A 23,249-nucleotide genomic window follows, 5' to 3' on the forward strand; every position below is an offset into this window, starting at 1 on the left:
CTCTTTCTGATTGTTGTTTAGATTTAAAATTCAATCTCAAAATAAAGACTGCTTGATGGATTGTCTGTTGTAACAGGTTCTCCTTTCAAAACTTCACGATCAGCATTTAAAACCTGAAGATTTATTTTCCAATATCCTGTCATGGTAAGAGAAAGTTTTCCTTTATAAAAAACATTAGTTTCAGATTGAAGCAAATCTGTATTGTTTGGTGAACCATGATTTCCCATACTTGGCATTCTTGGATCGATTTTGATTTTGAAATTATTTACAGCCTCAAAAGTCATCATATCCTTCATTTTATAAATTCCTACTGTCATGTCGTTTATTGCCACTTTTGGAGAAGATGGTTCGATATAGGCAATTACATAATTGCTTCCGTCGCTTCCTTTAAAAGAGTTTACAGTTCGTTTTGCCGATGTAGGGATATTTATTTTGTCTGCTGCAGTATAAGCAACATTATTAACGGTGTAATTAAAACTGAGTTCCCAATACTCTGTTGCATTTTGTGCCATCTGAAAAATGATATCGCCTTCGTACAAAGTCTTTTTGCCTGATGCTTTAGTAACAACTGATTTAGGACAAGAATGCTGCATCATGCTCATGTGCATAAGCGGTGCCCATTCAAGTTTAGCGTCGGTAATATAAGTACTGGTTTTCTTGTCTTTTATTCGAAGTGAAATATGATTGTAACCCTGTACCAAAGAACCTGTTGATGAGAATAATTCTATAATATGAGTGTCATTTGCGATTTCCTGTATTTTATGAAGTCCGCTTGTTTCATCAACTGGAGTTGAAGAAGAATCGTTATCAGAAGAGCAAGAGAATGTGGTAATTGCTAAAAATAAAAGTGCTGTGTATTTTAAAATTTTCATGAGATTTTAATTTAAATATGATAATAAAAGGTCTGTCGAATGAATTCGATAGAAGGAAAAGAATGAAATAAAAATCAAATGAAAATCGGAGGGCGGAAGATGTTGACGGCCTCTAAATGATAATATAAGTTGTTATAAAATGCATTTACTATAAAAGTAGAAACTCTATTTTTTTCAAAAGAGAATACTGGGATTTGTACCATAAACAGAACCACAGTTTCTGCTGTTTCACTCTTCTTTTCGTTAGAAGCTGGCGTATCATTTTTATAACTTTTTGCCAGTTCTTTTTTCAAATGGCATTTTCCGTTACAGTGCAATTCTGGGGCATTTTTGTTTTCGCATAATTCAGTTGCGATGTAATGGTAGTTGACCACATAATCCAGGAATGGAAATGCTGGCCGAAATACCACTGCAAACAAAAATATGTAAATGCAAAACTTCATTGCTTGTTGATTTTTGAGAATACGAAAGTATTACGAACTTTTTTTTGAGGATATGATTGCAATCATACTTTACTAAAAACAAGTTTTGGAATTTTGATCAAAAGTTTAACAAGTAAAAAACAAAGTAATGAACAGATTATTTTTATTAACCATGTTTGGTTTTGCCCTGCTCACATCATGTGGAAAAGAGAAGTCAAACACCGATCAGGATTTTTCTACTCCAGCTGCAGCTGAGAAAACAGCTGATGCAGAATCTTACGATCCAAAGAGAGGTCTTGGGAAGTATGAAACAGTTGAATTAGGAGCTTCTTTAGATAAAGCATTAGCTGAAAAAGGGCTTAAAACTGCCGAAGTTAAATGTACCTCCTGTCATAAACCAACAGATGAAAAATTAGTTGGTCCGGGATGGAAAGGGGTAACAAAAAGAAGAACACCGCAATGGATCATGAATTTTATTACCAATCCAGATCCAATGATTGACAAAGACCCAGAATTGCAGGCACAATTAGAGCTTTGCATGATTCGTATGCCGAACCAAGGATTAACAGAAGATGAAGCAAGATCTATTTTGGAGTATATGCGCCAGAATGATGGAGTGAAATAATTAAAAGGAATCAAAATCAAAATAATAGCCTTATGAAAAATAAATTTTTAAAATCGATTTTCGTTGTTACGTTAGGGTGTGCTTTGTTTGTTTCGTGCAAACCGAAAGATTCTACAGATGCTGTTGAAGGCGATGCGGCCCAAAAAGTGTATGTAGCACCCGGAAAATATGATGAATTCTACAACTTTGTATCGGGCGGTTTTAGCGGTCAGGTCAGTGTTTACGGACTTCCGAGCGGAAGATTGTTAAGAGTAATGCCTGTATTTTCTGAAGATCCGCAAAGTGGTTATGGATACAGCGAAGAAACAAAACCAATGTTGAATACCTCTCATGGTTATGTGCCTTGGGACGATCAGCATCACTTGGATTTATCGCAAACAAATGGAGAAGTAGACGGACGATGGATTTTCGCTAATGCGAATAATACGCCACGTATTGCACGTATTGACTTGAAAACATTTAGAACTGCCGAAATTATTGAGCTTCCAAACTGTGCGGGTAATCACTCTTCACCATTTATTACGGAGAACACGGAATATGTGGTAGGAGCAAGCCGTTTTAGTGTGCCGCCAGATAACGATAATGGCGATGTGCCTATTAATACATACAAGAAAAACTTTAAAGGATATCTTAGTTTCGTGAAAATTGGTAAAGAAGGTCAATTGGATCTTTCTTTCCAAATCGTTGCTCCAGGTGTGAATTTTGATCTTAGCCACCCAGGAAAAAAAGAATCTCATGGATGGTTTTTCTTCTCTTGCTATAATACAGAACAAGCCAATACCTTATTGGAAGTTAATGCTTCTAAAAATGACAAGGATTTTATCATGGCGGTAAACTGGAAAAAAGCAGAAGAATACATTAAAGCTGGAAAAGGAAAACGAATTCCTGCAAAATATGCCCATAATACTTGGGATGAAAAAACTCAAAGTGCTAAATCTGTAATCATGAATGAGGTTTTAACTCTAGATGCTTCAGAATTGAAAGATATCTGTTATATGATTCCTTGTCCGAAATCGCCTCACGGCTGTGATATTGATCCAACAGGAGAATATATTATCGGAAGTGGAAAATTGGCAGCTTTGATTCCAGTGTTTAGTTTCACAAAATTAAAAGATGCAATTGCTAAAAAACAATTTGATGGTGCTTATGCAGGAATTCCAGTTGTAAAATATGAAGCAGCACTTTATGGTGAAGTTCAAAAACCTGGTTTAGGACCTCTGCATACAGAATTTGATGGAAAAGGAAATGCTTATACTACAATGTTCGTTTCATCTGAGGTTGTAAAATGGAACATCAAAGACTTAAAAGTTTTAGACAGAAAAGCAACTTATTATTCTCCTGGACACTTAATGGTTCCTGGTGGAAATACAGAAAAACCATTTGGAAAATACATGGTGGTTTACAACAAAATTACCAAAGATCGTTTCTTGCCAACTGGACCAGAATTAGCTCAAAGTGCACAGTTGTTTGATATTAGCGGAGATAAAATGAAATTGCTTTTGGATTTCCCAACTATTGGAGAACCACACTACGCACAAGGTATTCCAGCAGATAAAGTTAGAAATAACGGACAGCTGAAATATTATGATATTGCTGCCAACAAACATCCTTTTGCAACTAAAGGGGAAAAAGAATCTAAAGTGGTTCGAGAAGGCAATAAGGTACATATTTATATGACTTGTATTCGTTCGCACTTTGCACCAGATAATATCGAAGGAATTCGTGTGGGAGATGAAGTTTATTTCCATGTTACCAATCTTGAGCAAGACTGGGATGTTCCTCACGGATTTGCTATCAAAGGAGCAAACAATGCCGAATTGTTAATCATGCCAGGAGAAACCTTAACATTAAAATGGGTTCCTGAGAAAAAAGGAATCTTCCCATTCTATTGTACAGACTTCTGCAGTGCATTACACCAAGAAATGCAAGGGTATGTGCGAGTTTCGCCAGCAGGAAGCAACGTTCCGATTACTTACAGTGTAGGTACCAATTTACCAAAAGAATAGTCAGTAACCATAAGGGAACAAAGTATTCTTTGTTCCCTTTTATTTTGAATTATTATGAAAAATAAAAAACTATCCCCTTTTTCTAAAGTTATGCTGTTTTTATCAGGGCTTTTATTAATTGGAGCTGTATTCTTTCCTATTTGGAAAATTGAACTTACGGCACCCCAATATCCTGAAGGTTTGGTATTAAAACTTCATGCTTCTAAGATTGCTGGCGATGTTGATATTATAAACGGATTGAATCATTATATTGGAATGAAAACTCTGCATACAGAAGATTTTATTGAGTTTAAAGTGCTACCGTTTATTCTTGCAGGATTAGGAATTGTTTCAATTGCTTGTGCATGGAAATCAAATAGAAAAGGACTCTTTATTTTCTTCTTTTCTTTTGTGATTTTTGGAATATTATCAGCTTGTGATTTCTACAGATGGAATTATGAATACGGACATAATCTAGATCCGAATGCTGCTATTAGAGTTCCCGGAATGGCTTATCAACCGCCAATGCTTGGATATAAACAATTATTAAATTTTGGCGCTTATTCAATTCCGGATATTGGAGGATGGATGCTAATTGTAGTTGGAGCTTTGCTATTTGCCGCTATTATAAAGGAAAAATATACTAAACCATCTGGTCGGCTCTTGGGCATTTTGTTGGTTCCTGCTTTTCTTTTTTCATGTTCTGGAGACAAACCTGTTCCTATTAAACTAAATACTGACAATTGTGATTTCTGTATGATGGGAATTAGTGAAGGAAGACACGGAGCCGAAATTATTACAGAAAAAGGAAGGGCGTATAAGTTTGATGATATTGCTTGTATGGCACATTATTGTAAAGACCATAAAGACACCAAAGTAAAAGCATATTACGTACACGATTACGCCAAAAATAATGAATTAATAAAGGCAGAAAACGCTTTTTTTGTTTCGGGTGGCACGATAAAAAGTCCAATGAACGGAAATATTGCCGCTTTTTCTAACAAGAGTGAGGCAAAAGCTTTTGAAGCAGAATCAAAAGGAGTTGAAACAGAATGGACTGCAATTTTGAATAAATAAAATGCCATCTTAATTAAAATATTAAATCATGAAATTTCATTTTTGCCTTTCATTCCTATTGTTTTTTAATTGTCTCTGGTCTCAAAAGATTGAAGTAGGTTCAGATAAGTCAGTTAAAACAATTAAAAAGGCAATAGAACTTGCCAAATCTGGTGACACTATTATTGTCAATAAAGGCATTTATAGAGAAGGCAATATTATTATAGATAAAAAATTAATTCTACAAGGAAAAGGCTTGCCAGTTCTGGATGGACAGCAAAAATATGAAGTAGTTTCGATAAAAGCCGACAGCGTAGTTTTCTCTGGGTTTAAAGTTATCAATTCAGGATATGCTTCTCTTAATGATCCTTGTGGAATTAAAATATATGATAAAATCGGAGTTGTCGTAAAAGACAATGTTCTAGATAATAATTTTTTCGGAATTTATGTTCAGAAAGGATCAAACTGCATCGTAAAAAACAATACCATAAAAGCCTATCAAAAAGAAGAACAGCGTATTGGCAACGGTATTCATTGCTGGAAAAGCGATAGTATGCAGATTATAGGAAATAGAATTTCGGGACATCGTGACGGAATTTATTTTGAGTTTGTTTCTAATTCTGTCATTTGGCGCAATGTATCTAAAGCCAACATTCGTTACGGATTACACTTTATGTTCTCCAATGATGATTCTTACATAGGCAATGTTTTTAAAAATAATGGAGCAGGAGTGGCGGTAATGTTTACCAAAAATGTAAAAATGTTCAACAATTATTTTGAAGAGAACTGGGGCGACGCTGCTTATGGTTTACTGCTCAAAGAAATTTCGGATAGCTATATTGTTGGAAATAAATTTATCCGCAATACTTCCGGAATTTATATGGAAGGAACAAGCCGTGTAAAATTGGAACGAAATATTTTTAAAGATAACGGCTGGGGAATGAAAGTACAGGCAAGCTGTATGGATAATGAGATTTCGTTTAATAATTTTCTTTCCAATACTTTCGATATCAGTACTAACGGAAGTTTGGTTCTAAATCATTTCAATAATAATTATTGGGATAAATATGAAGGCTACGATTTAAATCGGGACGGAATTGGCGATGTGCCTTTTCATCCGCTGAGTCTTTTTGCTGTTATTACAGAAAACAATCCTTCGGCAATGCTTTTGTTCCGAAGTTTTATGATTACGCTTTTGGATAAATCAGAAAAAATATTGCCCAGTATAACACCCGACAATTTTGTAGATGAATCTCCCGAAATGAAATCTCTCATATTATGATTACTTTAAAAAATATAAATAGAAAATTTGGAAGACTGCAGGTTTTGCAAGATGTGAACCTTGAGTTTAAAGCAGGAGAATGCATTGCGCTTATTGGTCCAAACGGCTGTGGAAAAACAACTTTGATAAAATCGATTTTAGGAATGGTATTGCCTGATAGTGGTGATATTTTACTTCATGAAGAATCTATTTTAAAGAAGTTCGAATATCGAAATAAAATAGGGTACATGCCCCAAATTGGCCGTTATCCTGATAATATGACGATTTCGCAGATTATAGAAATGATCAAGCAGATTCGAAATTCGAAGAAGGAATTGGATGAAGATTTGATAAAAGCTTTCAAATTGGATAAAATGAGCGACAAACAAATGAGAACACTTTCTGGCGGAACTACGCAAAAAGTAAGTGCAACATTGGCTTTCCTTTTTAATCCTGATGTTTTAATTCTAGACGAACCAACCGCAGGCCTTGATCCGTTGGCGGCTGAAATCTTGAAGGAGAAAATCATTAAAGAGAAAAACAAAGGAAAACTAATCTTGATCACTTCGCATTTATTGAGTGAATTAGATGATATGATTACTCAAATCATTTTTATGCAGGACGGAAAAGTACATTTTCATAAAACGATTAAAGATCTTTTGGAATCAACCGGAGAAAGCAAAATTTCAAAATCTATTGCCACAATATTAAAAGAAAAGCAGCATGAACAGAATAATTAAAATTGTCTTATTGGATATTCTTAAAAATAAGATTGTTGTGAGTTATGCTCTAATTCTAGCGCTGCTTTCTTGGGGATCTTTTATGCTTGAAGACAATACGGCCAAAGGTTTACTGACTATTTTGAATGTTATTTTATTCACAGTTCCACTGGTATCGATACTTTTTTCAACCATTTATATTTACAATAGTTCGGAGTTTATAGAGCTGTTATTGAGCCAGCCTATTAAAAGAAAGAAAATCTGGATTAGTTTGTTTACAGGTCTTTCTATTGCAATGCTTTTGGCTTTTTTTCTTGGAGCAGGAATTCCTCTTTTGGTAAATGCGCCAGGAATGGCAGGATTGATGATGGTTCTGTCTGGAAGTTTAATTTCTATTGTTTTTGTGTCACTGGCTTTTTTGAGCTGTATTTTAACTCGAGATAAAGCAAAAGGAATAGGTTTGGCCATTTTATTTTGGATGTATTTTGCTATATTATTTGATGCTTTGGTGTTATTTCTTTTGTTTCAATTTGCAGAATATCCAATCGAAGAGGCGATGGTAGGAATTACAGCTTCAAGTCCGATTGATTTGGCTAGAATACAAATATTGCTGCATTTAGATCAATCTGCTATGATGGGTTATACAGGTGCTATTTTTAAAGATTTTTTCGGAACAACTATCGGGTTGGTGATTTCTTTTTTACTGCTTGTTTTGTGGATAGCAGTTCCGTTTTTAATTTCGGTTAGAAAATTTGACCGTAAGGATCTTTAATTTTTTATTATTTATTCAGAACAAAATAAGTATGAAAACAGATATTAGAAATAAAGATGATATAACGGTATTGGTCGACGCCTTTTATTTAAAAGTAAAAACAGATTCAACAATTGGGTATTTGTTTACAGAAGTGGCTATGGTCAATTGGCAGAAACACCTTCCTATTATGTATGATTTTTGGGATAATATTCTTTTTCATACTGGAAATTTTGAAGGTAACCCGATGCTGAAACATAGAATGCTAGACCAGAAAAGTAGACTTGCAGAAACTCATTTTAAACATTGGACAAAGCTTTGGAAAAAAACAGTCGATGATTTGTTTGAAGGAGAAAATGCTGATGAGATAAAAGTGCGGGCAGAGAATATTTCAAAATTAATGATGAATAAAGTCATTTCTTAATACAAAAACGGGAACTTTTTTAGTTCCCGTTTTTATTTTTAAAGCTATTAGAACTGAATTAATAATTTCTTTTAACCTTTTACAAAAGAAGAAAAAATCATGTTGTTTTGGTATGATTCAAATCATAAGACATGAAATTAGTAAAACAATTTATGATCTATAATTTCAATTTTTTTGTTTTTACTCATAAGTGATAATGTGCGTATTACAGTTTCTACCCGCAGTCCTGTAAAGTCAGCAATTTCTTGTCTCGTATATGGAATTTTCATTTTTATTGATGTGGCTACGTTATTTTGTTTTTTTAGATTATCTAAAAAATATTGAATGCGATATTCTGGTTTATGATTGACTATATTTTTGGAAAAGACAATTTTGTTATAGATTTTCCATGCAAATAGCTTGAGTATCCTAAATTGTATTTCTGGATTTTCTTCTAGAAAAGAAAAAAAGCTGTTTTTGGATAATTTTAAAATGATACAATCTGTTTGCGCAATTGCTGTAGCAGGGTAGGGTTGTCCGATAAAAAGTGGCGGTTCGCCAAAACTATTTCCTTCATTAAAAATACCAACCGTCAGATCTTTGCCATCTTCATTGGTATAACTCATTTTTACAGTTCCTTCTAAAATTTGAAAAAAGGAAAGTGCAGCATCATTTTCAAAAAAAATAATTGAGTTTTTAGGAACTTTTTTAGCCACAGCTCCCCAAGTATAAAGCAAATCAGTATCAATGTGCATGATAAAACAATTATTGCATTTTGAAGAATTGGTTAAGTGTTTGGTTTTGTTTTTATTAAGGCAAATAAAAGTATTAAAGAGGAAAGGAAATATGATAAATGTTAGCTTTTAAATTATTTTTTTGAATCAAAATATATTCTAATGAAATTTGGAAATAATGGCATGAAAAGGGAGAATTTTATAAAAAAGATAAAGCATGATGAAGAGTTAAACTCTTGCATCATGCTTTATACAATTGTAGATTAAAAAAATTATTTTGCGTCTATCAGCGTAAGTGAAACTCTTCTGTTTAGAGGTCTATTCTCTACTGGAATATTTGGAACTAAAGGTTCGCTTTCACCTTTTGAAAATAAATGCATACGATTAGATTCAATTCCTTTATTCTGTAAATAATCTGAAACTGCCTGAGCTCTTTTCATTCCAATTTCAAGATTGCGTGCTTCAGTTCCTATATCGCAAGTATATCCTGTAATATTAAGATCTGTATCTTTATTTGATTTTAGAATTTTAGCAATTTCGTCTAATCTTGTAGCCAATTCAGGCGTTACATTAGTGTTGCCAACTTCTTGGAAAGCAAGAGGTTTTTCGACATATGTGCGTTCAGTTGGTGTAAGCTCTTTTTTTGCTGTTGGAGCTTCAACCACTTTCTGCTGTACAGGTGCCGCTTCTTGAACAGGAGCTTCTGTCTTGGTCATGATTTCTTCTTTTGGTGGCACAGGTTCTGGTTTGTTTTTAGTTAGCATAAAACCTAATTTCAGTTGAATACCTGCAGAGAAGTAACGGCTTTCTTGAACAATTTTTCTATTGCCGCTTGTACCATTTGCCTGAATATTATCAATCCCGTTTGGGCTATAAGCAACTATATTAACATCTGGATTTTCTTTTGCCATTTCTGTTAAACCGTAATCTAGATATATGCCAGTATAAAGTTGCGTTTTTTCTTTTAGTTTGAAAGTAAGACCAGTTTCTATACTTAAAAGAAAAGAAGGATCTAAGTTTACTGTTGTTTTATCTTGCCAATTGGTTACTTTACCAAATCCGTGAGAAGGCAAATCATCAATCAAGAGATTTATGTCAGGATAATAACCGCTCAATTGCAACTCAGATGCTGATGCTTTTGCTGTTTGTTTTCCTGGAAAAAGAATTTTTCCTCCAACTCCAAAATACAGTTGTGTCTGTGGTGCAATTGATGTTCTGTATTGCATCATTAATGGAACTGCAATAGAAATGAAGTGTTGATCTTCTTTATAGTTTGTCGGAGTAACTTGATACTCAAATGCAGAAGTCTGGTCATCGATCTCATAGGTTGAGATTGTAGTTCCGTTATGGAATTCAAAACTGTTTTGGTTGTACATTGCATCAATTCCCGTCATAATTCCCCAATGGCTGCTGAAGAAATAGGTGTAACCGACACCTATTCCTCCGCCAAATTTTAGTTTGCCATCTCCAAGAGTGCTATCATAAAGGATTCCTGATGGACCTCCATTAATCTTGACATTAATTTCCTGTGCTTTTATAGTGAAAGTAAACAGTAGAAGTATGGCTATCGTGGTTTTAATTTTCATCGCTTGTAATTTTAAATTAAATCTCATTTTTATTTAACCAATAAGTTGATTGTTTTTAATTGACCATCAGCCAATTTAAGAACAACAATATATAGGGCAACCTGTGATGGAGCGGTTATTTCATTTTTGGCTTTTACATTTGAAATAGTCTGTACTAATTTTCCTGTAATGTCATAAATAACCACTTCAGATCCATTTAATTGAGAATCGCTAAAATCACATTCTAAAGTAAATTGAGCTCCCGGTTTAACTGGGTTTGGATAGATTTTTATCTTTTTGGTAAAAATTGTTCCAGTAGTCTCAATTGGACAAGATTTAATTGAATTTCCGTTTTTGTCTTTTGCAATTACATAATAAGTACCGTTTAAAGGCAGAAGCTCGCTATAATACTGACGTGTTGCACCAGAAACAGCTGTTCCGTTTTTATACCACTGCCAAGCCACAAAATTATTCGATTTGTTATCAAAGAATAGCACATTTGCCCATTGCTGTACAACGAGTCCAGATTGGCTTATTTCTATTGGTTTAACAACGGCTGTAGCTTCATTATGATTCTGATCTCCATTTTGCGTTGCAGTAATGGTTGAATTTCCTGAACCTGTAATATTTAAAGTTGATCCAGAAATTGTTCCTAAAGCTGTATTTGCAATGGTATAAGAAATTGGTAATCCGCTATCTGCTGTTGCAGTTAAGGTTACGTTATCAGAATCTAAACATCCAAAATCTAAAGTTTGGTTCCAAGTGATAGTTTGGTCAGCTTTAGTAATTTCAAATTCTGCACCGGTAAAATCAATTATATAATCAGCACCAGCACTAATTGATCCTAGCTTAATGTTATATTTTCCAACATTTTCTCCAGTATCTCTTGAAAGAAGACCTGTAAGTATTGAGTTTGTGTCTCCATTAGCAAAACCTAAAGCCGTATAATTGAATACTGGATCGGCTGTACCATAAACTTTGGTATGTCCTGCTGCTGCAGTTATAGTAAGCGTATATTTTTCTGTTGTAAAACTTACTTCATTTCCATAATTAACAAAACCGTTACTGTTTACAGCATAAGTTCTAACATAATAAGTTCTATTTCCTCTAAGGCCTGATAAAGAGCTTGTAAATGTTCCTAATGCAGCAGTAACATTAATTTTAGTATCGGCTGTAGTAGGAGAGGCATGTTGTGCATATACAAAACCAACTTCTGTTAAACATTCTCCCTTGTCAGTATCTAATCCGTCAGAAGATGCAGTACCAGATAATGAAGCACCAGTTTGCGTTATTCCTGTAATAGTTGCAGTATTTAAATTAACTGGATTATCAGGCTGTGTTATGTCAATACTTAGAGAAACTGAACAGGAATTTGCATCTGTAACCGTAACCATGTAAGTTCCAGCTACTAGATTAGTTGCCGTTGAAGCATTTCCTCCAGATGGAGACCAAGCATAAGAATAAGTGCCTGTACCGCCTGTTACGCTAACTGTAGCCGAGCCATTATTTCCGTTATAGCAAGATACCGCTACAGCATTTGCTGTTAAGGTTAAAGCGTCTGGTTCTGTAATTGTTATGATATTTGTTGCAGAACATGAATTTTCGTCTGTAACAGTTACTGTATAAGTTCCTGCAGTAAGGCCAGTTGCTGTTGCAGCATTTCCACCTGATGGAGACCAAGCATAAGAATAAGTGCCTGTACCGCCTGTTACACTAACTGTAGCCGATACGTCGCTTCCGTTATGGCAAGATACCGATGCTGCATTTGTAGTTAAGGTTAAAGCATCTGGTTCTGTAATTGTTATGGTATTTGTTACAGAGCATGAATTTTCATCTGTAACAGTTACTGTATAAGTTCCTGCAGTAAGACCAGTTGCTGTCGCAGCAGTTCCGCCAGAAGGCGCCCATAAATAGCTATAATTGCCTGTTCCTCCAGTAGCCACTACAGATGCAGTACCATTATTGCCTTGGTTACAAGAAACATTAGTATGTGAATCTGATGCAGAAAGTACAGATGGCTCTGAAATTATTACTGACTCTGTTACAAAACATCCATTTGCATCGGTCACAGTAACAGAGTAAGTATTTGGACTTAATCCTGTAGCTGTTGCGGCAGTTCCTCCAGAAGGAGACCAAGAGTATGTATAAGTTCCAGTTCCTCCAGTAGGAGTTACCGTTGCTGTTCCGTTATTTGCTTGATTGCATAAAACATCTGTTTTGGCTATTGTCGCTGTAAGAGCAGGCGGTTCATTAATGGTTACCGTTGCTGTTGCAGAACAAGAATTAGCATCTGTAACAGTTACCGTATAAGTTCCTGCAGTAAGTCCAGTTGCAGTTGCTGCATTTGCTCCAGATGGAGACCAAGCATAGGTATAGCTACCCGTGCCGCCAGTTACGTTTAATGTAACCGATCCGTTATTTCCGTTATGGCATGAAACATCTGCAATAGTTGCTGTTAAATCTAAAGCATCTGGTTCTGTAATTTCTATTGTATTTGTAATAGAACATGAATTTTGATCTGTAATAGTTACAGTATATGTACCTGCAGTTAGATCAGTAGCTGTTGCTGCTGTTCCGCCAGAAGGTGACCATAAATAGCTGTAGTTTCCTGTTCCTCCTGAAGCCGTTACTGATGCGGAACCATTATTGCCACTTTTGCAAGATACATTTGTATGTGTATCTGTTGCCGAAAGTGCATCAGGTTCTGTTATCTCAATAGTTTCTGTTACGAAACATCCGTTTGAATCTGTTACTGTAACAGTATAAGTGTTTGGACCTAAATCGGTAGCTGTTGCGGCAGTTCCTCCTGATGGTGACCAAGAGTATGTATAAGTTCCAGTTCCTCCAGAAGGATTTACTGTTGCTGTACCATTATTTGCCTGATTGCATAAAACATCTGTTTTTGATGTTGTAACTGTAAGTAAAGCAGGTTGTTCTATAAGTACTGTTGCTGTAGTTTCGCATAAATTAGCATCTTTTATAGTAACAGTATAGTTTCCTGCCGCTAGTCCGCTGGCAGTTGCATTAGTTCCTCCAGAAGGTGACCAAGAATAGGTGTAAGTTCCTGTTCCTCCAGTAACATCTACAGTTGCAGTTCCGTTAGTGCCTCCATTACATGAAACATCAGTTTTAGAAGTTGTTGCTGTAAGCGCATCAGGTTGTGTTATGGTAAAACTTTGTGTCTTTTCACAAAAGTTAGCATCTGTAACTGTTAAAGTATAATTTCCAGCAGAAAGACCCGTTGCGGTTGCAGCGTTCCCTCCAGAAGGAGCCCATGAATAAGCGTATGCACCAGTTCCTCCAGCTACTGTAGTACTCAACGATCCGTTGTTTCCTCCATTGCAGGTAACATTTGTTTGCGGACCAGGTGTTATTGTAAGAGCCGATGGCTCTGAAATTGTAAAATTTTTCACAATAGAACATCCGTTACCAGAAGTAATGGTTACAGAATAGTTTCCTGCACTAAGATTACTTGCTGTATCACTGGTACTAACATTAGGAGACCAAACATAGTTGAAAGGCCCAGGAGCCCCAGATGGAACTACTGAAGCTGAACCAGTATTAGAACCATTACAAAGTATATCAACTTGAGCAGTAGAGGCAACAAGTGTATTAGTTGTAGAAATAGTAAAATTTCTAGTTATAGAACAACCATTTGCATCTGTTATCTCGCAACTGTGTAAGCCTGCAGCAAGACCAGTAACAGTTGGTGTTGTTGCTCCAGAAGTAGACCATAAATAGCTATAACCAGCTGTGCCTCCAAATGCTGATACAGAAGCTTGACCACCGGTTGAACAAGTTGCATTTATTTGAGATGTGGTAGCATCTAACGGATCATTTGGCTCTGTAATAGTGAAAGAAACTGTTATGTTACACAGATTTTCATCTCTAATAAGACAAGTATAAGTGCCAGCTATTAGTCCAGTAGCCGTTGCAGCAGTTCCACCTGAAGGAGACCATGTGTAAGTGTAGTTCCCTGATCCGCCAGAGGCAGTGACAGTTGCTGTACCGGTTGCCGAACCATTACATAAAGCTTCTGTTTGAGATTGTGTTGCAGATAAAGCAGATGGTTCTGTAATAATAAAATCTTGGGTAGCTGTACAGTTGTTACCGTCAGTCACCGTTACTGTATAAGTACCTTCTGCAAGACCAGAAGCCGTTGCTCCAGTTCCGCCAGTAGGTGCCCATTGGTAAGTGTAAGTGTTTGCTCCTGTACCTCCTGTGACATTTACTGTAGCTGTACCATTTGTTCCTCCAGCGCAAGAAACATTGGTTTGATTGCCAATGCTTGTTACAATAGCAGGAGATTGTTCTACAGTAAAACTTCTGGTCGTTTCACAGCTATTAGCATCAGTTACCGTTACAATATAAGTGCCGGCTGTAAGACCTATTGCTTTGGCAGTTGTTTGAACAGGAGTTGTGTCCCAAGAGTAAGTATAAGTTCCAGCTCCGGTTCCTCCAGATGCTATAACCGTTGCAGTTCCATTAGCGCCTCCATAACAAGGAACGTTGTCTATAGCACCAGCTATGGTTGTTAAAGCAGTTGGCTGTCCTAATGTTACACTTGCTGTATTTGAGCATGAGTTTTCATCCGTTACTGTTACAGTATAAGTTATTCCTGCTGCCAATCCTGTGATGGTAGCAGTATCTCCTCCGTTAGACCACGAGTAGGTATAGTTACCAGTTCCTCCGCTAGGACTCGCAGTAGCTGTTCCTGTTGAAGCACCAAAGCAGGCTACGTCGATTTTGGACATTATTATTGTAATATGATTGACGGTTAGAGTAGCACTGTTTGAAGTAGCAGAAGGAGTGCATGTTCCAGTAGCTACAGCTCTGTATTTGTATCCATTAAATTCTACAGGTGCTCCAGTTATAGTAAGAGTAGCTGTGGTTACATCAGAATAAGGAGCTGCATTTAGAACATCAGCAAATCCTGCACCATCTCCTTTATCTACCTGCCATTGATATTCTGTTGCATTTTCTGCACTTACAGAAAAAGTAGTATTGCTGCCAGAGCAAACAGATGTTGATAATGGGTCTGCTGTAATAGCAGGAAGAGGATTTACAGTAAGGCTTACACCGTTTGAAGTAGTTTGCGGGTTACATACCCCAGAAGCAACAACTCTGTATTTATATCCATTAAAAGCATTTGACACTCCTGTTATTATAAGAGTAGCTGTAGCGGTGCCAGAATAAGGAGCTGTATCTGTAATATCTTGAAAACCAGCATCTTGTCCTTGGTCTTCTTGCCATTGATATCCTGTTGCATTGGCGGCAGTTACAGAAAAAGTTGCGTCATCCCTTTGACAGGTAGTACTTGCAGAAGGTTGTCCTACTATAGTTGGAGCAGAATTTATCGTTAATAAAGCAGTGTTAGAAACAGCTAATGGCGAACAAGATCCAGTTGCTACAGCTCTGTATAAATATCCGCTCATTGCGACAGTTGCTCCTGTTATTGTAAGTGTAGCCGAAGTATTGCCAGAATAAGGAGCACCGTTTGGTACAGATTGAAATCCGCCTCCGTTATCTACCTGCCATTCATATCCTGTGGCATTAGCAGCTGTAATAGAAAAACTAGCATTACCTCCTGAACAAGTCAATGTTGATGAAGGTTGACCTATTATAATAGGAGCAGAATTTACCCTTAGTTCGGCACTGCTTGAAGTTGCAACAGTGGGGCAAGTATTACTTGCTATAAGTCTGTACCTATATCCGTTCATTCCTGCAGTAGCCCCAGTTATGGTAAGTGTATTTGTAGTAATGCCAGAATAAGGAGCACCGACAGTTATAGGCGCAAATCCAGTTCCTTGATCTACCTCCCACTGATATCCTGTTGCATTAGCGGCAGTTGAAGTAAAAATGGTATTAGCACCTGCACAAATTGTACTCGTAGAAGGCTGCGCTGTTATAACAGGAAGCGGGGTTACGGTACCAGATAATGCCACATTTTTTGTTGGTATTCCTGTAGAAGAAACAGCTAAATTTCCAGTTGGTGTTCCTGTAGCTGTCGTTGCTAGACGAACATATATGGTTGTATTTATATTGCCTGAAGAAGGTGTTATTGATAAATTAGCCGCATAAGTTCCGTTAGGTGCTGTCGATACTTCATATCCTGTTGGAGATGATAAATCTAAATTTGAAGTTAACTGACCAGCTCTTAATATAAAAGTCTGATAGACAGAGGTAGAGCCAGCACATGTTGTAAACCCGCTTAGAGAAGTTACACTAGTTGAAGCTCCAGGAGATTCAGCTATTGTAACGGATTGTGTTTTAGAACATCCTCCCGATCCAGTTTGAGTACTGTCCCAAATAGATACAGTATAATTTCCTGGAGCGAGCCCAGATGCTGTAGCTCCTGAGCCGCCAGCAGGTGCCCAGGAATAATAATATGATGTAGTACCTCCTGATACACTAACTGTTGCACTACCATTGTTTTGCCCATAAGCACTTGGGGTGTTGGCTGAAACATTGCTAGAAAGTTCTACCGGAATCGTCAATGTTGCAGGATTAGAATTTACAGATCCCGAACCTGTTGCCACACAACGATACTGATATCCGTTAAAGGCTGATGTCGCTCCTGTAATTGATAGTGTTGAACTAGTTGTGCCAGAATAATTAGCGTTATCTGAAATATTTCCAAAGCCTTGACCTGTGTTAACCTGCCATTGGTAACTAGTGGCATTAAGAGCTATAACCGAAAAAGTAGTAGTAATTCCAGAGCATATTGTCTTACTGCTAGGATGAGTAGTAATTGTTGGAGCTACAATATCGGTAAACGTAAAATTATCAATTGCAAAGTAATCGTAATTACTGCTCAATTGAATCTCTAATTGATCAATAGCTTGATTTGTATTATCAGAACCACCTTCATTGGCGAAATTCACATTCGTAAATCCGTTTCCAGGTAATAAATTTCCAGTATTTCCACCAGTTGTATTTCTAACCACTGTAAACACGGTACTTCCTCCCAGTTTTCCTCTAAAAGTTATTGAGCCAGGAGCATAGTTGAAAGTTACACCCGGATTTTGTCCAGAATTACCGCTTACATATATCCAAAAATTGTTTATCTTAAAAGTTCCTGACAAAGAGCTAATAATTCCAGTTTGGCCCATTGTTTCTTGATTTGTGCCGTCATTTACTTGTATGAATTTTGCGCTTCCATCATAACCATAATTACCAACTGGACTTGCAGTTACAAATCCATAAGTAGTTGAAGATGTCAGATTAAAAGTTTTTCCATTACTAGAAAAGCTTGAAACACCTGTCTGTATGCTTTCAAATGTTTCGGTTACTTGCGAATATATGTGTGGTACCGAAAAAAATAGAAACATTAATAATGAGTAGAGTTTTTTCATAAATTTTGTAATATTAAATTGTCAAATACTATTCTCGTATGATATTTTAACTTATATTTCAATCATTAAAAGTATGTTGTATATATGTATAAACACAAACTTACAATTATTGTCAATTCTATCATAGCATCAACTAGTAATGACGAACAAATATATTGGGCACAAAAGCTTTCTGTTTTTTACAAGGAAATTATCGATGCTAAACATTCAGATGAAAATGAAATGGTTGTGCAAGGAGGAATAGCGTTGTCAAGTTCTGGCGCAGCTGATTGTGTGGATGATTATCTACGTACAACTAACTTCATTAAAGGTATTTTTAAAGCATTAAACCATTTAGATGCTCTTTTTCCTGAAAGAAGCATTAATATCTTGTATGCGGGTTGTGGTCCTTATGCAACATTAATTCTGCCTTTGCTTCCATTGTTTAAGAAAGAGAGAATTAATGCTGTTTTGATTGATATTAACAAAGCTTCGATTGAATCAGTACAAAAACTCATTTCTGTAATCGATATTGAAGACTATAACCTCCAGTTGATAGAAGCAGATGCGACTACATATACAATTCCAAAGAATTTTGAAGTTGATCTTGCAGTTTCTGAAACTATGCATTATGCTTTAACCAGAGAACCTCAAGTGGCCATTAGCAAAAATATAATTCAGCAAATGAATAAACATGCGATATTTATTCCACAAGAAATAAAAATTGACCTAGTCTATACTTTTTTTGATTATGAACCTTCTCTTAAAGTAGATATAAACGGAATAAAGGGCTACAAAAATATGCAGCCCTATGTTTACAATATATTTGTTGATAGAGTATTAACAATAAACAAAGAGCATTTTGGCAGAGAAAATCATAATTCAAAAATAGAAAGTGCTTTTTATACTCTGCCAGCTACCTTTGAAAATTGTCCCGATGTGTGTCTTTTTACCGAAATTACCATATTTGATGATATCGAGTTAAAAACCGCAGAGTCTTTTATTACCAATCCATACTGTCTTGTTTCTATGTATGGTATAAAAGACTCTTCAGAAATTAAATTAGCATATGATTTCTATGATGTGCCGAAATGGTCATATATATTAAAATAAAGCTACCCTTTGACATTAATTTCTTGATGGATATAAACCTTGTATGCAAATAACGTAGTTTATTGCTAGATAGGGTTGCATATTATTTATAGGCACACCACTTCCCGTTGCGGCAGTAGTAATATTACTCGTTAAATTTACACTTGGAGTTGATGTTGCGAAACCTAATGTTGGTGTAAAAACTCTTGATACCACAGATCCTGGTGTTGCAATAGATGAGCCATCTACTGGAGTAGAGTCAGTTGCTTGAGCACTTGTTACACCAATTTTACCTGGTCCAGTATGCACGTGAGCAGGCATATTGCTTGTTAAAATGCTTGTTGTTGGAGAACCAGCTATTTGACCAAGAGAATAAAAATTTCCAAACCTATCTTGACCTTGCCCAATAGGAACGACACCTTGTAAGTTTGGTAAGGCAAAATTAGTGGTCCCATTTCCTCCATAAGTTGTTCCGATAATTGAAAATAAAGCTTGATATGGCGAAATAGGCAATAATTGACCTGCACAAAACATAAAGTTTCTTGGTGCGAAATTGCCTGAGAACATTTTAATTACTCCAACGTATTCTTCTTCCATATTTTTTTGAGATTTAATAGTTAATATTAGTTTGATCGTGTTCTTATTATATAGCTAAATTACTTTATATGTAAATAATGGATACACGGGTTTATACGTGTTTTTAAGTAAAGTCTTATAATTTAACATATTACTATAAAAATGTATCAATATTTAGATATTGCTGTAAAAGAAAAGGCGGTAAAATTAATTACCGCCTTTTCTAATTTTTATTAGCTTGAGAAAGTTAAGCCTTTGTTTTTGAAACCAATATAAAGTTCTTGTCTTGCCGAACTTATAGTTTCTTCGGTTCTATAAATACTGCACCAAAACTTGATTAAAAGTTTATATTTTCCATCAGAAATTGAGCTATAGTATATTTGTGATGGTTTCGCATTGTTTACTAATGGAAGATTAGCAAGCGTTTCAGTTACGATGGTATTAATTTCTTCTGGAATAGTTTCTCCATTGATTTCAAAAGTAATTTCGACCAATTTAAAATTATCAGTATAAGTCCAATTGGTGATATTTTGAGATAATAAGTTACCATTTGGAATAATAATTTCAGCGCCATTTGGAGCATTAATCTTAGTGGTACGAAGCCCCATCGATTTAATGCGTCCAGATTCTGAACTAATTTCTACAACGTCGCCAACTTGAATTGGCTTGTCAAAGATTAAAATAATTCCCGACACAAAATTGTTTACGACATTCTGAAGCCCAAGTCCGACACCGACACCTAAAGCACCAAGAAGAATACTCAATTTATCTAAAGGCATTCCAGAAGCAGCAACAGCAAGAAGATAACCGCTTATTAGAACAACCAATCGTGTAATAAGCAATTTAGAATGCTGTCTTTTATTAATATTTTCTTCGTTTTCATCATCAATTTCTCCAAAGAAATAAGCAACATATTTTTGAAGCAAATGCGCGGCCCAAATAATAATAAAAAATAAAACAACGCTTCCTAAAGTAAACGTAATGCTTCCAATTGTATTAGGATGGCTTAATAACTTTCCTAAAGAACCACGAAGTGATTCCCAAATATTCAAATTTGAAGCAATTACAATTAGCCACATATAACTAATTACAATGATAAACGGTTTTTTCAAAGTGTCTGATAAACTTTCGTAATCAAACATTTTTTCAATTCCTCTTTTTACTCTAGTTGTATAAATTTGAAGTAAAATAATCTCTAAAATAATTTTCAAAAGAACACTTAAAGCAACAATTTGAGTAAGTGAAATAAAAGCCGTAATACTTAACATATTAGAAAGCGAAACCCTTCCAAATAAATTATATAAAATCGATAAAATATTTAGTCCAATAAAAATGATACTTGCCCATTTAAAAAAGCCTTTTATATAAAGTTCTTCTTTAAGTGTTTTTATTTGAACCAATCCGTAGCGAATACCTAAAATATTAATCGCTACAAAAGCAAAACGCTGTAATAATCCAATTGTGATAAACAAATCCAAAAAGCAAAGTGCAAAGAACAATCCTAAAAGAAAAAGCCAATTCCTCATGGCAACACCTGACCATTGATTTTTAAAAAGAAAGATTAAAACCCCTAAAAGGAAAAGCTGGATTAACTCTAAAAATAGAGCAGGAGCATATAAATTGGTTACTACAGCAATATTTAATGCAATAACTAGAATTGGCAGTAAAACACCTCGGTTTAAATATTTGAAATTTAAAAGCTGTAGATTTTCGGCATAACCATTTGTGTTTAGATATTTAATATTTCGAGAAATATACCAAAACAAAAGTCCCATAAAGAAACACAGCGTAATAAGTCCGCCAGCTTTGTAGCCTAAATAATATGCTGATACATTTTCTTCAATTATAATTTTGGCTCCAATATTATGTTTTACTCTTTTCTTTGCAACAGAATCATTAATCTGCCATAAAGAAGGATATTCTTTATTGAAAATGCTAATTCCAGATTTTTCCAGTTTTCCTTCAACGGCAACTAAAGCATTAGAAACAGAAATTTTTCGTTGTACTGTAAGTCGTTTTTTATTGTTTAAAGTAGTTTGGTTTTTAGTCATTAAACTATCGGTAGCAACATATCTTTTTCTAAGATCTCCAAATTCTTTCTTAAATTGTTTACGGCGAATAGTATCCTTTATTAAGGTAATTAAAGTTTTGTCTTTTCGAAGATCAATTACACGTTTTTTGATGTTTTCAAGATCCAGATTTTTAGCATTAATTGCCTTATTCTGTTCCTCCAGTTCTTGTTGAATTTCTTGCAGAACAATACGGTACATCTGCTGGTTTCGCACATTAGGATTAGCTCCTTTTAAACTAGCCAAAATTAAGTCCAGTTTACTTTCTGTACGTTTCATTTCGCCAAAAAGATGACGTGTATCACCTGCAAAATCGATATCATTATAAGCAGATTCTAGTACTTCTCCGGCTTTTTCAATTGCCATTAAGTAATCGCTATCTGTAGCCGTAGTGTCGTTAAATAATCTACCGCGGCTTTCTTTTTTAACTGTTTTCTGTTGTTGTGTGTAGTTAAATTGAGAGAATAAAAGAAGTAAAAATAGAGAGAGAAAATAAAAAGTCTTTTTGTGAATAATCATAATTTAAGGGCTTGTTAATTGAGCCCAAATTTAATTTTTTTTGAATGACTTTGCAGTTAAGAAATTTTAAATTTAAAAAATTAAATATGAAGGTTTTATTCTAAGTTTCGATTAGCAATTTCATGTTGTATTTCTTTAAGAAAATTAGAGTTGATAATAAGAAAGGCAATCGATAAAGGAAATACCATTAAAGTTAATAATCCTTTCTCGAGAAATAGAAATACGATAAGAAGAAGAAGAAAGGTGGCAATTAAAATTAAAACTTTAATCGTTTTTTTTATTTTTTTCTGTGCTCTTAATAACTCTTCAACGCTCATTTCGCTTGGTTTCTTTGCTTTCATTTTATATTTTTACTTTAGATTTACAACAAAATTTGATTAAAAAACTTTCGAAAACAATAGGTCAATTTTTTTTGACTACCCGCAATAATTATGGAAGAAACAGAAACTTGTCCCGCACAAAGACTCTTAAAAGTATTATCTGGAAAATGGAAAGCAGAAATTTTTCGTTTAGCTGTAGAGTCACCTTTACGTTTTAATAAATTACTGCGTCAAATTCAAGGCTCAAATAAGCAATCTTTGGCTACAGCTTTAAAAGAATTGGAAGAAGAAGGTCTTTTAGAAAAGGTAACTATTAAGTTGAAACCTCTTCATATCGAGTATAATTTGACAGAAAAAGGAAAATCGTTAATTCCTGTTTTTCAGCAGTTAGAAGGATTATCTTAAATAATTCAATATTTTTTAATTGTTAAAAGAACCTTTTCAGAAGGCAAAAATGATGAAACCTTAGATAATTTAAGTTAAATTTGCGTTGTGCGAAAAACAATTGTCTACATATTTATCCTTCTTATTGCCTCCAATAGTAGTTTTGTACAGCAGTTTTATAAACTGCCTATACTAATTGCGCACTATCAAGAACACAATAAACTGCAAAATGTGAGTTTTGTAGATTTCTTGTCAATGCATTATTGGGGAGAAGATTTAAACGACAATGACGACGATCGCGACATGCAACTTCCTTTTAAGGTAATTAGCAGCGCTTCTTTTCACTTTATATTCATATTAGACGACAAAGATTTACTTCCGGTTCTCTTTAATCCGGAATTTCCACAATCAAAAATTCCAACTTACAGATCGGATCTTTTTTCAGATCCAAATCTACTTTCTTTATTTAGACCTCCAATCGCATAATTAATTTTTAAATTTTTTATTGAAGTGGCTGAGACGTATCGTTTTCAGTTGCTCATTTATTATTTTTTAATTAATA

Annotated in this window: 18 protein-coding genes; 10 read left to right on the forward strand and 8 right to left on the reverse strand. The window is 35.1% G+C overall.

The annotated features are described in order from the left end of the window. Positions 1 to 23: 23 nt before the first annotated feature. A complete protein-coding gene (locus tag AC1Q5Z_RS22825) occupies positions 24 to 872 on the reverse strand; it encodes a hypothetical protein (protein ID WP_492447010.1) in 849 nt (282 codons plus the stop codon). 74 nt (positions 873 to 946) lie between these two features. After that, entirely contained in the window at positions 947 to 1,315 is a 369-nt protein-coding gene (locus AC1Q5Z_RS22830; RefSeq protein WP_343586449.1) for a hypothetical protein, read from the reverse strand. A 127-nt stretch (positions 1,316 to 1,442) separates the two neighbouring features. Here AC1Q5Z_RS22830 and AC1Q5Z_RS22835 point away from each other — a divergent pair, with 127 nt between their 5' ends. Genes AC1Q5Z_RS22835 through AC1Q5Z_RS22865 form a run of 7 tightly spaced genes read left to right on the forward strand, consistent with a single transcriptional unit; the run spans position 1,443 to position 8,115 of the window. Further along, on the forward strand, positions 1,443 to 1,919 hold the full coding sequence (locus AC1Q5Z_RS22835; protein WP_109193600.1) for a c-type cytochrome: 477 nt from the start codon (positions 1,443 to 1,445) through the stop codon (positions 1,917 to 1,919). 32 nt (positions 1,920 to 1,951) lie between these two features. Next, positions 1,952 to 3,925, forward strand: coding sequence for a Sec-dependent nitrous-oxide reductase (nosZ, locus tag AC1Q5Z_RS22840; RefSeq protein WP_492447011.1), 1,974 nt, complete (start codon positions 1,952 to 1,954; stop codon positions 3,923 to 3,925). A 54-nt stretch (positions 3,926 to 3,979) separates the two neighbouring features. Continuing rightward, a complete protein-coding gene (locus tag AC1Q5Z_RS22845) occupies positions 3,980 to 4,981 on the forward strand; it encodes a nitrous oxide reductase accessory protein NosL (RefSeq protein WP_492447012.1) in 1,002 nt (333 codons plus the stop codon). 28 nt (positions 4,982 to 5,009) lie between these two features. Continuing rightward, positions 5,010 to 6,242 (forward strand): nitrous oxide reductase family maturation protein NosD, encoded by a 1,233-nt coding sequence (locus AC1Q5Z_RS22850; RefSeq protein ID WP_343586437.1) that lies wholly within the window; start codon positions 5,010 to 5,012, stop codon positions 6,240 to 6,242. Then, complete coding sequence (locus AC1Q5Z_RS22855) at positions 6,239 to 6,961, forward strand: ABC transporter ATP-binding protein (protein ID WP_492447014.1); 723 nt, start codon at positions 6,239 to 6,241, stop codon at positions 6,959 to 6,961. The genes AC1Q5Z_RS22850 and AC1Q5Z_RS22855 overlap by 4 nt, the downstream gene beginning before the upstream one ends. Next, positions 6,945 to 7,712, forward strand: a complete 768-nt coding sequence (locus tag AC1Q5Z_RS22860) for an ABC transporter permease subunit (protein ID WP_492447016.1) — start codon at positions 6,945 to 6,947, stop codon at positions 7,710 to 7,712. The genes AC1Q5Z_RS22855 and AC1Q5Z_RS22860 overlap by 17 nt, the downstream gene beginning before the upstream one ends. 31 nt (positions 7,713 to 7,743) lie before the next feature. Next, on the forward strand, positions 7,744 to 8,115 hold the full coding sequence (locus AC1Q5Z_RS22865; RefSeq protein WP_492447018.1) for a group III truncated hemoglobin: 372 nt from the start codon (positions 7,744 to 7,746) through the stop codon (positions 8,113 to 8,115). A gap of 137 nt (positions 8,116 to 8,252) precedes the next feature. Here AC1Q5Z_RS22865 and AC1Q5Z_RS22870 read toward each other — a convergent pair whose 3' ends face one another. The 3 genes from AC1Q5Z_RS22870 to AC1Q5Z_RS22880 all read right to left on the reverse strand — a co-directional run bounded on the left by AC1Q5Z_RS22870 (position 8,253) and on the right by AC1Q5Z_RS22880 (position 17,748). Beyond that, positions 8,253 to 8,849 (reverse strand): Crp/Fnr family transcriptional regulator, encoded by a 597-nt coding sequence (locus AC1Q5Z_RS22870; protein WP_286967611.1) that lies wholly within the window; start codon positions 8,847 to 8,849, stop codon positions 8,253 to 8,255. 251 nt (positions 8,850 to 9,100) lie between these two features. Continuing rightward, positions 9,101 to 10,414, reverse strand: a complete 1,314-nt coding sequence (locus AC1Q5Z_RS22875; protein ID WP_492447020.1) for an OmpA family protein — start codon at positions 10,412 to 10,414, stop codon at positions 9,101 to 9,103. Positions 10,415 to 10,443: 29 nt separating this feature from the next. Then, entirely contained in the window at positions 10,444 to 17,748 is a 7,305-nt protein-coding gene (locus tag AC1Q5Z_RS22880; protein WP_492447022.1) for an MBG domain-containing protein, read from the reverse strand. An 84-nt stretch (positions 17,749 to 17,832) separates the two neighbouring features. Here AC1Q5Z_RS22880 and AC1Q5Z_RS22885 point away from each other — a divergent pair, with 84 nt between their 5' ends. Next, on the forward strand, positions 17,833 to 18,840 hold the full coding sequence (locus AC1Q5Z_RS22885; RefSeq protein WP_492447023.1) for an SAM-dependent methyltransferase: 1,008 nt from the start codon (positions 17,833 to 17,835) through the stop codon (positions 18,838 to 18,840). A 15-nt stretch (positions 18,841 to 18,855) separates the two neighbouring features. Here AC1Q5Z_RS22885 and AC1Q5Z_RS22890 read toward each other — a convergent pair whose 3' ends face one another. The 3 genes from AC1Q5Z_RS22890 to AC1Q5Z_RS22900 form a co-directional block, all read right to left on the reverse strand. Further along, entirely contained in the window at positions 18,856 to 19,416 is a 561-nt protein-coding gene (locus AC1Q5Z_RS22890; RefSeq protein ID WP_492447025.1) for a phage tail protein, read from the reverse strand. A gap of 212 nt (positions 19,417 to 19,628) precedes the next feature. Next, positions 19,629 to 21,983 (reverse strand): mechanosensitive ion channel family protein, encoded by a 2,355-nt coding sequence (locus AC1Q5Z_RS22895; protein ID WP_492447026.1) that lies wholly within the window; start codon positions 21,981 to 21,983, stop codon positions 19,629 to 19,631. Between the two features lie 95 nt (positions 21,984 to 22,078). Then, on the reverse strand, positions 22,079 to 22,324 hold the full coding sequence (locus tag AC1Q5Z_RS22900) for a hypothetical protein (RefSeq protein WP_492447028.1): 246 nt from the start codon (positions 22,322 to 22,324) through the stop codon (positions 22,079 to 22,081). A gap of 90 nt (positions 22,325 to 22,414) precedes the next feature. On the opposite strand from AC1Q5Z_RS22900, the gene AC1Q5Z_RS22905 reads away from it, so the two are divergent. Both AC1Q5Z_RS22905 and AC1Q5Z_RS22910 read left to right on the forward strand, forming a co-directional pair. Next, positions 22,415 to 22,708, forward strand: coding sequence for a winged helix-turn-helix transcriptional regulator (locus tag AC1Q5Z_RS22905; RefSeq protein WP_343586411.1), 294 nt, complete (start codon positions 22,415 to 22,417; stop codon positions 22,706 to 22,708). 87 nt (positions 22,709 to 22,795) lie between these two features. Next, positions 22,796 to 23,173 carry a hypothetical protein gene (locus AC1Q5Z_RS22910; RefSeq protein ID WP_492447030.1) on the forward strand — a complete coding sequence of 126 codons (378 nt, stop codon included), beginning with the start codon at positions 22,796 to 22,798 and terminating at the stop codon, positions 23,171 to 23,173. The last annotated feature ends 76 nt before the right edge of the window (positions 23,174 to 23,249 follow it).

The organism is Flavobacterium sp. GW823-FHT06G12 (genome assembly GCF_058794775.1).